This is a genomic window from Halomonas sp. AOP43-A1-21 (genome assembly GCF_052376775.1).
Taxonomy (GTDB): domain Bacteria; phylum Pseudomonadota; class Gammaproteobacteria; order Pseudomonadales; family Halomonadaceae; genus Vreelandella; species Vreelandella colorata.
In genome coordinates, this window is sequence record NZ_JBQSWC010000014.1 from 1 (window position 1) to 13,093 (window position 13,093).

The window sequence follows — 13,093 nt, forward strand, 5'->3', positions numbered from 1 at the left end:
CTAGTTTAAATTCGATAGTTAATGCAATAAATGCATCGAGCCAAGACAACCTTGATAAAATTTACGAAGGGCTGATTGCTTTACTTGGTGAATCTAATGCAAGTAATAATCTAATGAGCATCGTTGGGCGTTGGAAGGAACCGTTAGCGGCTAAGATTTTAGGTGATATGGTAGTTATATCTACGATAGACCAATATAAAATTGACGGATTTATTCTTTTTTTTGGCTTGGATACCGAATCCCTTATATCGGCCTCTTATGACTTTGGGTTAGGGATTCAAGCAATAAAAGTTTTTGAAACAAAGCAATCATCACCTGAGTATTTAGTAAGCGTAAAATACATGACCCAAAGTGGTACTGGATTATATGGTGAGTCAGTCAGAATTTACGCATTAGGTAACCAGATAGTCACTGAAGCACTTGACAAACCATACTATGAATACATAGATGGTTCGTGGGGGGCTTATAAGTCAGATGTCAAATTCGAACAAAACAATAAAATAATAATGGATGGTGTTTTTCCAAAATTGACCACTATAGGGCGAGTTACGTATACAAAAACAGATAATCAAGAAATGCAGGTTGAACTACCAAAAGAAGAATATACGTGGGATTCTAATAGATCGATATTTAAGCAAGTATCTGGAAGGCAAGCAGCAGACCGAAAAACGATGTCAGGGATGTATGCCGACTATGCTGAGCCGAATGGTGATTGGTTTGAGGTGCCTCGTGATTCCAATGAAACCGATTTTAGCCCGGAGCAATGGTAGGTGAATTGAGATTTAACAAAGCTCTGCTGTCGGACCAATTTTCCGTTGTGCTCCAAATTAGCCGCAGAGCGCAATGTTAGGCAGCGTCCATAACGGAGATGATTATGAGTGAAACTGCCTCAACAATAATTAAACTTCTTTCAGCATTAACTTCACCGAAAGCGGCAGTGAAGTACCTTTCAGTTTCTGTGTCCATTGTCATATCTTGGAAATACTTTAGTGAGCTTGCGAAGTCCTTAGGAACGCCAGAGGAAAATATCTCTATCGTAGTCTTACTTGCAGGCGTAGGTTTAGGATCAATAGTCGGGCAAATCATTATCTGGTTAGGTGAGATGGTCTGGAGCTTTGTGTCAGGAAAGCTGGAGGCTAGAAAACATACTCAGAAAGAAATTAAGCATAAAGCTGAAAGCGACCTAAAAACGGCCAATGATAACGAGGCGCTTTTGCGAAAATATACAGAGTCATTTGAACATTTGGGTTGGGAATCAAAAGAAAAACTGCGCGAATTGACTCTACGGGACATCACGCTAGATTTTTCAAATTTGGCTTTTAAAGCATTACTCGAAAATAAATACGTCAAACTGATTTCACAAATATCAAATAGGAATTATCTAGTTGCTCTTAATCCAGTTATTGTTGAGGTAACGAAGGCCACCTGGGAGCAAGAGATTAAAGCGAACGTAGATGACTATTTCCTTGAAATGACGTCAGAAAAGAGCAAAGTTTTGGAACTCATGGAATTCAGGAAAGCAGATGATGATTCGCTAATAGATTTCGACATTAGCTCTACGATCTTTCCGTATTATTCTTGCATCAGGAGAGAGGCTAAAGATGAGAACGGGTTCTGGTTGTGCTTCCGTTCATATTATCTCGATGAGTTCTCAAACAGAACGGGAAAGGAGTACCAAGAAGAAACTTGGATCGACAAGGGTAGAATTTTGCCCTCAGCAGAAAGCGAGGCTGAGAGTGCCTAACAAAGCCAGTCAGAGGAACCAAAAAACTGTCGCTTGCTGTGGTCTTTCGGCACCTGCTGGCGGCGTTATATCAGCATTCCCTCAATGGCCGCTCTTGGCCGAAACCAGCCATTTAAAACTTATGCTTATTCACCCCGTTTCCCCTCCAAAAGCCTGTACCTACGCTTTCTTATGGCAGTAGCTGAAAACTGTTCTGTCCCATGTTGTACCCGCCGCTAGCATCCTGTATTTCTCTAACACCTTGGCGCAATCAGCCCATAACCCCTATGTTGTTGTAAAGACAAAGGGAACGCACATGCTCAATAATCTCGCCAAAAAGCTTGGACTTCGAACAGATCCGACCATTTTTTTCACTTCCGCAGGCATCATGGTGCTGTTCCTGGTGGCGCTGTTAATTGCACCGGACGCGATAGGTAACGCCTTTGGTGCGGGGCGAGAGTGGGTGGTTACTAACCTTGGCTGGTTCTTTATTTTAGGGGTGACCAGTTGGGTGGCGTTTTTGCTGTGGGTAGCGATCAGCCGTTACGGGGCGATTCGCCTGGGCGGCAATGATGCCAAGCCGGCTTATAGCAATATCTCCTGGTTCACTATGCTGTTTGCGGGCGGTATCGGCACCGTGCTGATGTTCTGGGGGGTTGCCGAGCCTATTTCCCACTTCTCTACGCCTCCTAGGCCGGGTGTCGAGCCTTTTTCGGTGGAAGCCGCCGACGATGCCATGAGCTTTTCGATCTATCACCTGGGGCTGCATACCTGGGCGATTTTCGCCATGCCGGGGCTGGCGTTTGCGTACTTTATCTATCGTTACAACTTACCGATGCGTTTTAGCTCGGTATTCTATCCGCTGCTGGGCGAGCGCATTCACGGGCCTATCGGTAAAACTCTGGATATCTTTGCCATTCTGGGTACGTTGTTTGGTGTGGCAGTCTCCCTTGGCTTGGGCACGCAGCAGATTAATGCGGGGCTAACAGAGCTGTTGGGTGTGCCGGATTCGGTGTTTATCAAAGTGACCATTATCGCTGTGCTGACAGCCGTTGCCGTTGGATCGATCGTGGCGGGGCTGGATTCCGGCGTCAAGCTGCTTTCCAATATCAATATCGGCATGGCCGTTGGCCTGCTGATGTTTGTGCTGTTTACCGGCTCGACCGTTTTTCTGCTGCGTGCCGTGGTCGAAACCTTTGGCCTCTACATTACCAACCTGCTGCCGATGGCGTTCTGGAATGACACGCTGGCGCGCTATACCAATACTGATGGCAGCGGTTGGGGATGGCAGGGCAGTTGGACGGTGTTCTATTGGGCCTGGACCGTCACGTGGTCGCCTTTCATCGGCATCTTTGTGGCGCGAATCTCCCGCGGGCGCACCATTCGAGAGTTTGTGCTCGGTGTACTGTTCGCGCCGTCTATCTTTACGCTGGTGTGGTTTGCAATCTTTGGCTGGTCGGCCATGGAGATTGATGGGATTGGGGCTGCCGCACGGGAAGCAATGGGGGATCAGGCCGGGGTTTTGTCCACCGCCGTGGCGGAAAGCATCCCGCTTGCCATGTTCGCGTTTTTTGATAACTTCCCGGCGGCTACGTTAATCCAGGGGTTGGCGGTAGTGGTCGTGGCGATCTTCTTTGCCACCTCATCGGATTCTGCGTCGTTGGTGGTCGATATGCTGTGTACCGGCAGCGCAGACCCTGGCCCATGGCAACAGCGTGTCTTCTGGGGTGTCTCAGAAGGCATGCTGGCGGCCATGCTGATTGTGCTGGCGGGCGATGCGGGGCTTACCGCCTTGCAGGAGGTGATCACCGTTGTTGGCCTGCCGATGTTTATTCTGGTGTTTATAATGATGTTCTCACTGTTGCGCGGCCTGTCTCATGAGGATCTCAGCGAAGTGAGAGTAGGTGCCCCACCCAAACCCGAGAAGCTGAACGAATAGTTGGGTAAGCGAAAAGGCCACTAACCAAAAAGCCCGCTGAGAAAAAATCAGCGGGCTTTTTTGGTGGGCGTAGGAATTCGAGTCTTCCCATCCGCCGCGTGTCATTTACCGAGTAGAAGTGGCGGCCATGGCGTATAGCCACTATTCAGGCTGGGACAGGATCGCCTCCAGCAGGCCTGGGAATCGGCTATCCACATCATCTTTACGCAACGAGTTCATATGGGTCGTGCCCACGGTCTGGGTGTTTACCAACCCGACATCGCGCAATATCCGGAAATGATGCGACATGGTGGATTTCGGGCGGCCACCGTCCAGCTCGCCGCAGCTTGCCTCACCTAATGTGGCAAGGCGCCGTACAATCTTCAGACGAACAGGATCACTCAAGGCGTAAAGCAAACGCTCAAGAACGAACTCGCTAACGGGGGGATGTTTGAAAGGGCGCATGGATAAATCATACACGAATTTGCCCTTTGCCCATAGTTCGAATATTATCGAACTTAAGTAATAACCCCTTTGGAGAAACCTTAATGTCTGCGCTGTTCCAACCCTTCACACTTAAAGACGTCACCCTGCGTAACCGTATCGCGATTCCTCCCATGTGCATGTACTCAGCGGAAGATGGCCTGATTAACGCCTGGCACCGCGTGCATTATGCTTCCCTGGCTCGCGGTGGAGCGGGGCTGGTGGTGGTCGAGGCAACTGCCGTGTCGCCGGAAGGCCGTATCACTCCCGGCTGCGCCGGTATCTGGAATGATGACCTTGCCCAGGCCTTTGTGCCGGTAGTGCAGTCGATCAAGGCGGCGGGTTCCGTGCCGGGTATCCAGATTGCCCACGCCGGGCGCAAGGCCAGCGCAAACCGCCCGTGGGAAGGCGATGACCATATTAGCGAAGATGATCCGCGTAGCTGGCAGACCATCGCCCCGTCAGCGGTTGCCTTTGGCGCCCACCTCGATAAACAGCCGAAGGCCATGACGCTTGAAGACATTGCCCGGGTGCGCGAGGACTTCGTGGCGGCCGCTCGTCGTGCGCGCGATGCCGGCTTCGAGTGGCTGGAGCTGCATTTCGCCCATGGCTATCTGGCCCAGACGTTCTTATCTGATCACTCCAACCAGCGTGATGACGCCTACGGCGGCAGCTTCGACAACCGTAGTCGCTTCCTGTTGGAGACCCTGGCCGCGGTTCGCGAAGTATGGCCGGAGCACCTGCCGCTGACCGCGCGTCTGGGGGTTATCGAATACGACGGGCGCGACGAGCAGACCCTGGGCGAGGCTATCGAGCTGACGCGTCGCTTCAAAGATGGTGGGCTGGATCTGCTTAGCGTGAGTATTGGCTTCACCATTCCTGATGCCAACATCCCTTGGGGCGCGGGCTTTATGGGCGATGTTGCCCAGCGGGTAGGGCGCGAGGCGGGAATCCCCGTGGCCTCCGCATGGGGCTTCGGTACGCCGAGTGTTGCTGAAGAAGCCATCAAGAGTGGCCAGTTGGACTTGGCGATGATTGGCCGGTCGCATCTGGTTAATCCTAACTGGCCCTACCTCGCTGCCCAGGAGCTGGGGGTAGAACGTGCTTCCTGGACCTTGCCAGCCCCCTATGCTCATTGGCTAGAACGCTACAAGTGATGCGTTGAGTCGCTGCTTCTTCGGAACCCGGCGATTTAGTACTCATCGAAGCACCGCTTCTACGAAGAAAAGCAAAAAGCCCGCTGATTTTTTTCAGCGGGCTTTTCTTTTGTAGGCGGGGAAGGTTGGAGTCTCTCCCCGCCTTATAAACCTGATTGTTGTCGATTGCTTAGAACGGCAGGCCGCCGCTGAAACCGATACCCAGTACGGCAATGACGACAACAACAACGACAATAACGGTAGTAGAAGGCATTTTACATTCCTTGTAAGTGGCTTGGATGATCTCTCAGCTTAGCGCATCGGGTTCGTTTTCGCACGATAGCAAAGTGATATCGTTCAAGCGCCGTGAAATGCAGGGGGGATACCTTAAAAAGAAAGCGCCCGGCAGAGGCTGCCGGGCGCGATCGCTTAACGAATAAAATTGCTTTGCTAAGCGGTTACTTACCGCAGCTGCAGTTATGGCCACAGCCTGTTGAGCCATCCGTATGGCCAATGGCGCAGGACTCGGAACAGAATTTTTGACCATTTTTCTCTATGGCTTGGCTATCCACTGCGCAATCGCACTTGGGGCAAGCACACTGTTGCTGAGACATATTGCACCTCCTATGTTGGTACTCATCAGCATAGACCCGACCCCCAGTGTTATGTAATTGCGTTGTCGGCTTAGCTATAGCTTTAGCTTGGCGTAGCGTTCGGCCATGAAGTCCAGCAGCACGCGAACAGAGGGAAGTAGCTCCCGGCGGGCCAGATAAACTGCGTGAATCACTTCCTGGCGAAGTTCCCATTCCGGTAACACGAGCACCAGCTGGCCGGATTCAATGGCGCCGGGGAGCACCAGCTTGGGCAGCTGCACAATGCCCACGCCTGCCAGCGTGGCATGGTATAGGGCGGTCATATCGGTGGTGATTAAACGCGGCGAATGCTCGATCACCTCAATTTGCTCATCGCGCTGCAATCGCCAGGAGTGTTGCTCGATGGGCCTTGCCCGGCTAATGCTTGGGAAGCGGGTAAGGTCGCCAGGCGCTTGCGGGGTGCCATATTGGCTAAGCAGTTTGGGGCTCGCCACCAGGCACTGGCTGCTATCAGATAATACTTTGTGAAATAGATCGCTATCTTCAAACGGCAAAGGGCGGGCACGAATGGCAATATCGACCCCTTCGGTCAGCGGGTCGACATGGCGATTGGCCGCTTCTAGATGAATATGTACCTGGGGGTAGAGCACCATGAACTCCGCCAGCATGGCACTAACATGGAAGTGGAGTAACCCTGTGGGGCAACTTAGCCGAATGGTACCGCAGGGGCCTGTCTGGCTCTCTTCAATCACCTGCTGGGCGGCCTCGACCTCTTTCAGCATGGCTTTACAGTGCAGGTAATAGCGCTGGCCGATATCGGTCATGCGTAAATGTCGCGTCGAGCGGTGCAGTAATAACACGCCTAGCTGTTTTTCGAGCTCTCCAACGTGCCGGCTAAGGTTTGACTTGGCAATACCCAGGGCGCGACCCGCCGGTGCAAAGCCTTCGTGGTCCACCACTTGTACAAAGTAATAAAGGTCATTGAGATTGGGAATTGTCATTATCGTTCTCAAAATGAAACGGTGTGTCGTGATTTTCCCATCTAATCATCGGGCTGGCGACCGCTTACACTCAGTTTCGTAAGTCGCAAGGCCAACCGGAGCTGCCAATGCTGATGGCTCCATTAACTGAGTATCAGGAGTGGATCATGTCAAAACCTTACGTTCGTCTCGATAAAGATAACGCTGCCGTACTGTTAGTTGATCATCAAGCAGGCCTGCTTTCACTGGTTCGTGATATTGAACCTGACCGCTTTAAAAATAACGTGCTGGCCCTGGCCGATATGGCCAAATATTTCAACCTGCCGACTATTCTCACTACCAGTTTTGAAAATGGCCCCAACGGCCCGTTAATGCCCGAGTTAAAAGAACTCTTCCCGGACGCGCCTTATATCGCCCGCCCTGGCCAAATTAACGCCTGGGATAATGAAGATTTCGTGAAAGCCGTAAAAGCGACCGGTAAGAAGCAGCTGATTATTGCCGGTGTCGTGACGGAAGTATGTGTTGCCTTCCCAGCCCTTTCCGCCCTGGAAGAAGAGTTTGACGTGTTTGTGATCACCGATGCCTCGGGCACTTTCAATGCCATGACGCGTGATGCCGCCTGGGATCGTATGTCCAACGCCGGTGCGCAAATGATGAACTGGTTTGGCGCTGCGTGTGAGCTGCACCGCGACTGGCGCAACGATGTTGAAGGCCTGGGCACCTTGTTCGCCAACCATATTCCCGATTATCGCAACCTGATGAACAGCTACAGCACGCTGACGAGCAAGTAATCACGGAGAGCCACTGGCGGCGCGTGTTTCCGGTGGCTTGTTTTCCGTTGGGGCAGCACGGTGCGTTTATCTGCACCGATAACGGGAGCTTCATAATGTCACAAGAGCCTGTTTCAACAACTGTTTCAAGTACGGGTTCAAGTACGGGTTCCAGCCCAATCCAAGCTGCGAACAGCGTTACGCTGAAAATTTGTCATCGCGTCAAGCCCAGCGCGCGAAGCGAATATGAAGCCTGGCTACGAAGAATCATCCAGGCGGCTAGCCAGTACCCTGGCCACCAAGGGGTACATATTTTAAGGCCCACCGAAGGCCAGCACGATTTCGAGATTGCCTTGCGCTTTGCGTCTTCCGAAGAGGCTGCACGCTGGCTTGAATCGAAAGAGCGTCAGGCATTGGTGCGCGATATCCTGCCGGCGTTTCGTCAGGAAGAGGAAATCGAGATCAGTAGCGGGATCGATTACTGGTTTCATACCGCTGGGGCGGCCCCAAGCAAGCAGCCGGTTCGCTGGAAGCAGTGGGTGGTAACGACCGCGGTGATCTGGCCGCTGACCATGTTAGTGCCGTTTTTATGGGCGCCTATCTTTGAAGCGTTTCCACTATTGAGTACGTGGGGAATCCGGCACGGATTTGTGGCCGCCACGATTGTAGGGCTGGTGGTGTATGTCGTCATGCCACGCGTTGTGCGACTGGTAGCGCCATGGATGTTTCGCTGAGCCTGGCGTAAGAAACAAGTAATAAGCAATCACTAAAAAGCCGGGCCGCCTTGCCCACGCTATCATTGAGGAGTGCAGCACATGAGTTGGATGCCGACGATTGAACCCCAATGCCCATCAGCGGGTAACCTTAAGGATATCGAAACGCTGATTATCCCTCGCGCGCGTGATCTGGGCGGCTTTGAAGTGCGCCGTGCGCTGCCTGCACCCAAGCGGCAGATGGTGGGTCCGTTCATCTTCTTCGATCAGATGGGACCAGCTGAGTTCTTGACCGAAGGCGGGATCGATGTTCGCCCCCATCCGCATATTGGACTGGCCACCGTTACGTATCTTTATAAGGGGGAATTTCAGCACCGCGATAGCCTGGGCACCAACCAAATGATCTACCCAGGAGAGGTCAACTGGATGGTGGCTGGCAATGGCGTTACCCATTCAGAGCGCACGAGCCCCGTCACGCGTCAGCAGTCACCGCATTCACTGTTTGGTATTCAAACCTGGGTGGCGCTACCTGAAGAGCATGAAGACAAGCCTGCCACCTTTGAGCATCAAGGCCAGGAAGCCCTGCCGCTATTGCAAGGCGAAGGTAAAGAGGTGCGTTTGATTCTGGGCACGGCCTGGGGCGAAAAGGCCCCCGTACAGACCTTCTCGGAAATGTTTTACGCCGATGCCACCCTGATGCCGGGCGCTAAATTACCGCTTCCTGATGACCATGAAGACCGCGGGATTTACATTACCTCGGGCAGCGTGATCATTGCAGGTGAAGTCTTCGAGGAAGGCCGGATGATGGTGTTCCGCCCAGGCGACCCGATTACCGTCACGGCAGGCGAGCGCGGCGCGCGGTTGGTACTGCTGGGTGGCGAAACGCTCAACGGCCCACGCTATGTGTCCTGGAACTTCGTCGCTTCTTCCAAAGAGAAGCTTGAAGCCGCCAAGGAGGCTTGGATTGAAGGCGATTTTGAACATGGCCGCTTCCAGCTTCCGCCTGATGACAATGCCGAGTTTATTCCTTTTCCAGGCCAGCCGGGCAATTAAGCGGCTGGTTGGCCCCGTTGTATTTCAAGCGGTTCAAGGCACTGCCCAACTGGCTAAAATACTCTTGAAAAGCTGTATTGATAGTCTTGCGGGCGCTGCCTTGTGGATAAAGGCCAAGCTCGGCCTCTGGCGTGGCTTTGGTGCCCTTGACCAGAAAGTGATTCTTGATTGGGGCATCCTGCACAAAGGCTTCAAACGCTCGGGCGCATAGCTCTTCGGGTTTGCTGTAATACACTTGCCCCAGTTTGCGATCCATCGCAGCCGAGTGTTGGAAAAGCTCGCTGGGCTGTTTGCCGCCGGGCTGTAGCAGAATGGCCGTAAAGCAGTCCATCAGGCGTTGGTTAAGAGGGTGGGGAATAGGAGGGGCATCAGCCAGCCAGGCGGTCGAGGCAAACATATCGCGAGATAGGCCCTTGAAACACTTCTGCGCAATGTAGTGATCAAAGGCGTGGAACCACTCGTGCGCGATGCTCCCTGGGCCTGCATTTTTCGCTAGCGCAAAGCTGCGCTGGCCAGGGGCATAGTGGGCCGCGACCCCTGGCCGACCGCCGCTGCCATATTGCAGCGCGAGCGAGCCGCGTAACGACACCAACGTCTCTGGCCCCTGTAGAATCAACATCAAATCGCACAATGCATCATGAAACAGCGTTGCTGCGCGGTCGCGCTCATTAGGCGTTACCCAGCGGCCAATCTCGATGGAGCGAAAATCAAACTGGCGCCGAATAAGCGCAAAGTTGCTGGGCTCATGCTGACGATGGGCTGGCCCGTTGCGATAAAACGTTCGTGCATCGATGTTCACGGCACGCTCACTTAATAGCTATCAATCAAAGCGGCCATGATAGCGCAGATCGAGCGTTTTTTTGCTTTTGGGAGAAGGGCGGCAGATGGCTACGCACAAAAAAAGCGCCCTCAGCTGAGGACGCTTTTTTGTTACCTTGCTCTTCCCTGATGTTGCGTTGCTCTTCCTGAGCCGTCATTCCCTTGTGTGCGGTTTCCTTGCCGCGAACACTACAAACAATAGAGAATAGTTAAACAATGTACAAGTAAAAATTGTAACATTGTTGTACGAAAGCGTTGCGATACTGCGTCAAAGCGAAAATAGGGCGTATCATTTGCAAAATATGATCCTTATCTGTGGGGGGGATTTTTTGTTTGGCCTCACAGCGCTCTATGATACCAAAGCATAGGGTGCTGGGCGGTGCGAGGGGCAGTGCCGATCAAAGAAATGAGGCGTTTTTATAAACAGGCGGATACATCCGCAAGTCAAGAAAAGCCGTTACAAAAATTAATTTACGGATACCTAACTATATTGCAGATATTCATTATAGCTAGCATTCAAACGCTGGTTTGATTGCTAATTAGTTGATTGAACAACTTTTTAATGAGTCTTTTAATATACCTTGACTTTTGGTAATTATTTTTTAATATGTAACTGTATGACTAAGCATAATGTTAGTTTTACCTAGAAAAAAGTATTAAGTTGATTTTTCTAGTTAGTTGTAAGATCAAAAAGATATAAATTTTAGCTATCTTTTTTTATTTAAATAATTTTAGCAATGTTGGCTTAGCTAATGGGTTTTGTTTCGAAAAACAAACTAGTTAGAATGTGAATTATATTTTTGTAAAAAATTATTATTTTTAACTTTTCATAACCTGGGTTAGATAACTTAAACGCTTTAAGGTCCATTGTAAGCACATGACGCAAGGAAAGCGTATGACGGAAGAGCAGATAAGGATATTTGCGGTACACAGGGAAGCATGAACAGGATGTTCATGGAGCAGGATTAAGGACGAACTAATCACCCCCGGCCAAGCATGGCCGGGGGTTTTTTTTGCAGTTAAAAAATTGTAAACCGTACCCTATTATTTAAGGCGAAGGCAGTAGTAGCGGCATAATAAAATAAACAAACAGCGTAATAGCAATGGCGCTTACTATATTCATGGCAAAGCCTGCTGTGGCCATTTGCTTAATAGTAATACGCCCTGTTGAGAAAACAGCCGCGTTGGGTGGCGTTGAAATGGGCAGCATAAACGCACAGGTCGTCGCCAGCGCAACCGCCACCATTAAGCCTAATGGGTTGCCGGTAGTAATGGCCGCGGCCATGCCTGCGGTGATAGGTAGCGCCATATTGGCAGTCGCTGTATTCGAGATAATCTCGGTCAGGAACAGCATCAACAGCACCATAATCAACAGTAGCCAGAAGTAATTCACCCCATCCAGCAGTTGAAGCTGATTGCTGATCCAGCCGGTTAAGTCGCTTGCGACAAATGCCGCGGCCAGCGTCATGCCTCCACCCCAGAGAATGAACAGCCCCCAGGGCAAGCTTTTCATATCGTCCCACACCAGCAGGGCGCGCTTTTCGTTGTGAGCGGGAATTACAAACAGCGCAATGGCGGCAGTTACCGCGATCAATGTATCGTTAATGGGTAAATCAAAAAACGGTGCCAGCCAGCCGCGTAACGCCCAGGCAAGGGCGGTTACCACAAATACGCCTAAGACGCGTTTTTCTTCCTGGGTCATGGGGCCTAGAGACGCCAGTTCCTGAGCGACAAAATCAATCTCAAGCGGCGTATTAGGCACCTTGGCATACAGCCGGGTGAGATAGACATACAGCACCGCCAGTAGAATCAGGGTTAACGGCAGCGCAAATATCATCCACTGTAGAAAGCTGATTTCCACGCCTTCAAAAAACTGGGGAATCATAGCTACCACGATGGCATTGGGTACCGAGCCGATAATCGTTGCTAGCCCACCAATGGAGGCGGAGTAAGCAACGGTTAGCAGCAAAATACGCGCAAAACTATCGCGCTGATCACGATCAAATTGGTCGCGTTCGTCGAGCTCATTGGTAAGCGCGACCGCAATAGGCAGCATCATAAGTGCCGTAGCGGCGTTTGAGATCCACATGGATAAAAAGGCCGAGGCAATCAAAACCCCCAGTACAATGCTGCGCAGGCTGTTGCCAATACGATTGACAATGGCCAGCGCAATGCGCCGGTGTAGGTTCCAACGTTCAATGGCAATCGCCAAAATAAACCCGCCCATGTACATATAGATAACCGGGTTGGCATAGCCGACGACGGCTTCATCCAGCACCATCACGCCACTTAGGGGCAGTACTAGCATGGGTAAGAACGATGTAATGGGAATCGGGACGGGTTCGGTTACCCACCAGGTGCCCATCCAAACCGTTAAGGCGAGAACTGTCCGCGGCGCTGGATCAATCAGCGTGTCGGGCAGTATTAGCTGAATCAATATAAAAAGGAGTGGACCTGCTAGTAATGGTACCCAGTGGCGCCAATTCGATAATGACATTCCCATCCGCCTCTCCTGGCGCTACAGCATGAATTTATTAGCAATTTGCTAATCATAAGGAGAGAGCATGCTACCACTTTCGTTTATAAGCCGTTGGTCGTATGCTGTAGACTTTAGTATGAATTGGCGGCGCGCAGACCGCCTCGGTTTTTTAGCAAGCGTGGGGATAAAAAAGCGAAGCTAGCTGATTTAGCGGTAGCGATAATACGGTTTGGCAATTTAAACAGCGTACGGTGGTGGTGTTTTTGCCGGTGCCTTCCAAGCGGAAACGCTTAAAATAAGGTGTAGTAGGTGACTCTGAATTACCGCAGCGCCTGCACATAATATCTAAACCGTTGACTTTATGGCTCACCATAATAGTGTGCATATTGACGTCCTCCCCTGGGGATTATTGTCGTTGGGTAGGTA

The 13,093-nt window shown here is 51.3% G+C and carries 12 protein-coding genes; 7 read left to right on the forward strand and 5 right to left on the reverse strand.

Annotated elements, in window-relative coordinates:
* From ACT3R7_RS09425 to ACT3R7_RS09435, 3 genes are all read left to right on the forward strand, one after another.
* Positions 1-770, forward strand: a 770-nt coding sequence (locus ACT3R7_RS09425) for a hypothetical protein (protein WP_496199021.1), incomplete at its 5' end; no start/stop codon positions are given.
* Between the two features lie 104 nt (positions 771-874).
* Positions 875-1,744 carry a hypothetical protein gene (locus ACT3R7_RS09430; protein ID WP_193092882.1) on the forward strand — a complete coding sequence of 290 codons (870 nt, stop codon included), beginning with the start codon at positions 875-877 and terminating at the stop codon, positions 1,742-1,744.
* 295 nt (positions 1,745-2,039) lie between these two features.
* On the forward strand, positions 2,040-3,662 hold the full coding sequence (locus ACT3R7_RS09435; protein WP_193092883.1) for a BCCT family transporter: 1,623 nt from the start codon (positions 2,040-2,042) through the stop codon (positions 3,660-3,662).
* 141 nt (positions 3,663-3,803) lie between these two features.
* Here ACT3R7_RS09435 and ACT3R7_RS09440 read toward each other — a convergent pair whose 3' ends face one another.
* Positions 3,804-4,106: an ArsR/SmtB family transcription factor gene (locus tag ACT3R7_RS09440; protein WP_193092884.1), complete on the reverse strand. Its 303-nt coding sequence runs from the start codon at positions 4,104-4,106 to the stop codon at positions 3,804-3,806.
* Between the two features lie 83 nt (positions 4,107-4,189).
* On the opposite strand from ACT3R7_RS09440, the gene ACT3R7_RS09445 reads away from it, so the two are divergent.
* Positions 4,190-5,281, forward strand: a complete 1,092-nt coding sequence (locus ACT3R7_RS09445; protein WP_193092885.1) for an NADH:flavin oxidoreductase/NADH oxidase — start codon at positions 4,190-4,192, stop codon at positions 5,279-5,281.
* A 437-nt stretch (positions 5,282-5,718) separates the two neighbouring features.
* Here the strand turns inward: ACT3R7_RS09445 and ACT3R7_RS09450 are convergent, their stop codons facing one another.
* A complete protein-coding gene (locus ACT3R7_RS09450) occupies positions 5,719-6,066 on the reverse strand; it encodes a metallothionein (RefSeq protein WP_318782778.1) in 348 nt (115 codons plus the stop codon).
* A complete protein-coding gene (locus tag ACT3R7_RS09455) occupies positions 5,949-6,854 on the reverse strand; it encodes a LysR substrate-binding domain-containing protein (RefSeq protein WP_192539283.1) in 906 nt (301 codons plus the stop codon). The genes ACT3R7_RS09450 and ACT3R7_RS09455 overlap by 118 nt, the downstream gene beginning before the upstream one ends.
* Positions 6,855-7,000: 146 nt before the next feature.
* Between ACT3R7_RS09455 and ycaC the strand changes: the two genes are divergently transcribed.
* The 3 genes from ycaC to ACT3R7_RS09470 all read left to right on the forward strand — a co-directional run bounded on the left by ycaC (position 7,001) and on the right by ACT3R7_RS09470 (position 9,369).
* On the forward strand, positions 7,001-7,624 hold the full coding sequence (gene ycaC / locus ACT3R7_RS09460) for an isochorismate family cysteine hydrolase YcaC (RefSeq protein ID WP_192539284.1): 624 nt from the start codon (positions 7,001-7,003) through the stop codon (positions 7,622-7,624).
* Positions 7,625-7,719: 95 nt separating this feature from the next.
* The gene (locus tag ACT3R7_RS09465) at positions 7,720-8,337 is read left to right on the forward strand and encodes an antibiotic biosynthesis monooxygenase (RefSeq protein ID WP_193092886.1); all 618 of its coding nucleotides are present in this window, start codon (positions 7,720-7,722) and stop codon (positions 8,335-8,337) included.
* A gap of 81 nt (positions 8,338-8,418) precedes the next feature.
* Positions 8,419-9,369: a pirin family protein gene (locus ACT3R7_RS09470; protein ID WP_193092887.1), complete on the forward strand. Its 951-nt coding sequence runs from the start codon at positions 8,419-8,421 to the stop codon at positions 9,367-9,369.
* Here ACT3R7_RS09470 and ACT3R7_RS09475 read toward each other — a convergent pair.
* Together ACT3R7_RS09475 and ACT3R7_RS09480 are read right to left on the reverse strand one after the other, a co-directional pair.
* Positions 9,338-10,168 (reverse strand): CLCA_X family protein, encoded by an 831-nt coding sequence (locus ACT3R7_RS09475; RefSeq protein ID WP_193092888.1) that lies wholly within the window; start codon positions 10,166-10,168, stop codon positions 9,338-9,340. The genes ACT3R7_RS09470 and ACT3R7_RS09475 overlap by 32 nt on opposite strands.
* Before the next feature lie 1,068 nt (positions 10,169-11,236).
* Positions 11,237-12,685 (reverse strand): SLC13 family permease, encoded by a 1,449-nt coding sequence (locus tag ACT3R7_RS09480; protein WP_225736275.1) that lies wholly within the window; start codon positions 12,683-12,685, stop codon positions 11,237-11,239.
* Positions 12,686-13,093 lie beyond the last annotated feature (408 nt).